Genomic DNA, 1,635 nt, shown 5'->3' with positions numbered 1-1,635 from the left:
CGACTGTTGAACGACGCGCCGGAGAACCTGCGGAACGCGGCGATGCCTGCGGCCTACACGATNATGGCCGAGGTCGTCGACGGGTACGCCAAGGCGGCCGCCGACGTCGAGTCGGACCTCGAGCCGCACGGCGTCGCGCAGCTCGGGCTTCGGGGCGGGCCCGGGCGACGCCTCGTCATCGAGCAGGCCCATGGCGCGCTCGGGTGTCAGCCGCGACAGGAGTCCCGGCATCGGGGCCAGTTCGGCCACCGACCGGCGGCAGGCCTCGCACGTCTCGAGGTGGCCCTCGTACTCGCGGCGCTCTGCCGGGGACAGCGCGCCGAGCACGTACGAGGAATCCCAGTCGGCGTAGCGCGCGTGGTCGGCGTTCATCGCGTCACCCCTTTCTCCTGGAGTGCCAGGCGGAGCGCCCGCAGCCCGTAATGCAGCCGCGACTTCACCGTGCCCTCGGGGATCGAGAGCCGCCGGGCCACCTCGGCGATGCTGCATCCGCCGTAGTACGCATGCACGATCACCGCGCGATGCTCGAGGTCGAGCCCCGCGAGCGCCTCCTCGACGAGCAGGCTCTCGAACAGCGCGTCGGTGCCGTCGCCCGAGCCGCGTTCGGGCGTCTCGGCGACGCCGATCTCATGCCGTCGCCGGGCGCTGCGCGCCTCGTCGATCACGAGGTTGCGGGCGACGGTGAACATCCAGGCTCGCGTCGACGTCGGCTCCTGGGCGAGGATGCGCGGACTCCGCCACGCACGCAGCAGCGTCTCCTGCACGATGTCGTCGGCTCCGGCAGCGTCGCCCGTCAGGTGCACCACGTAGCGCCAGATCGACGGCGCGTGGGCGTCGTAGAGCTCGACCAGCCGGCGGTCGTCCTCCAGCGGCATCCGTCACCTCCTGCCGTGACCACGAGACCGCGGCGTGTTCGGTTCACCCGGGCGGGCAGTCGACCGATGCTAGGCGAACGCCTCGACCGGCGGGCAGGCGCACACGAGGTTGCGGTCGCCGTAGGCCTGGTCGATGCGGCGCACCGGCGCCCAGTACTTGTTGCGCACGAGCGCGTGCACGGGGTACACGGCCTGCTCACGGGTGTACGGGTGCGTCCACTCCCCCGTGATGACCGACTCGGCCGTGTGCGGCGCGTTGCGGAGCGGGTTGTCGTCGACCGGCCACTCGCCGCGACCCACCGCGTCGGCCTCGGCCTTGATCGCGATCATCGCCTCGACGAAGCGGTCGAGCTCGGCGAGGTCCTCCGACTCGGTCGGCTCGACCATGAGCGTGCCGGCCACGGGGAACGACATGGTCGGCGCGTGGAAGCCGTAGTCGATGAGTCGCTTCGCGACGTCGTCGACGGTGACCCCGGTGGCCGCGGTGAGCGGACGCAGGTCGAGGATGCACTCGTGGGCGACGAGGTGGTTGTCGCCCGTGTAGAGCACCGGGAAGTGGTCGCGCAGGCGCGCGGCGACGTAGTTCGCCGCGAGCACGGCCGCGGCCGTGGCCTGCTTGAGCCCCTCGGAGCCCATCATGCGCACGTACGCCCACGAGATCGGCAGGATCGACGGGCTGCCGTAGGGCGCCGCCGAGACCGGTCCGCCGTCGTGGGTGACGCCGCCCGAGTGGTCGGCGCGCTGCGCGAGCGGGTGCCCC

At 72.2% G+C, this 1,635-nt stretch carries 2 protein-coding genes and 1 pseudogene; all 3 read right to left on the bottom strand.

Going from position 1 to position 1,635, the window contains the following annotated elements:
- Window positions 1-63: 63 nt before the first annotated feature.
- Window positions 64-372: zf-HC2 domain-containing protein (locus tag GH736_RS25685; RefSeq protein ID WP_203230921.1), on the bottom strand; the 309-nt coding region annotated here is incomplete at its 3' end.
- Window positions 369-875, bottom strand: a complete 507-nt coding sequence (locus GH736_RS22645; RefSeq protein ID WP_159607243.1) for a sigma-70 family RNA polymerase sigma factor — start codon at window positions 873-875, stop codon at window positions 369-371. The genes GH736_RS25685 and GH736_RS22645, both read right to left, overlap by 4 nt.
- Before the next feature lie 69 nt (window positions 876-944).
- A pseudogene (locus GH736_RS22640) lies at window positions 945-1,635 on the bottom strand (glycine dehydrogenase (aminomethyl-transferring)); the annotation flags it as partial.

The organism is Agromyces humi (assembly GCF_009720255.1).
In the GTDB taxonomy this organism is placed as follows: Bacteria; Actinomycetota; Actinomycetes; order Actinomycetales; family Microbacteriaceae; genus Agromyces; species Agromyces humi.
The sequence above is the reverse complement of the archived record's forward strand: the minus strand, read 5'-3'. Positions and strand labels throughout refer to the sequence as shown.

Coding starts and splice junctions, on each gene's coding strand:
- GH736_RS22645 (WP_159607243.1), bottom strand. CDS start 875: ATGCCGCTGGAGGACGACCGCCGGCTGGTCGAGCTCTACGACGCCCAC.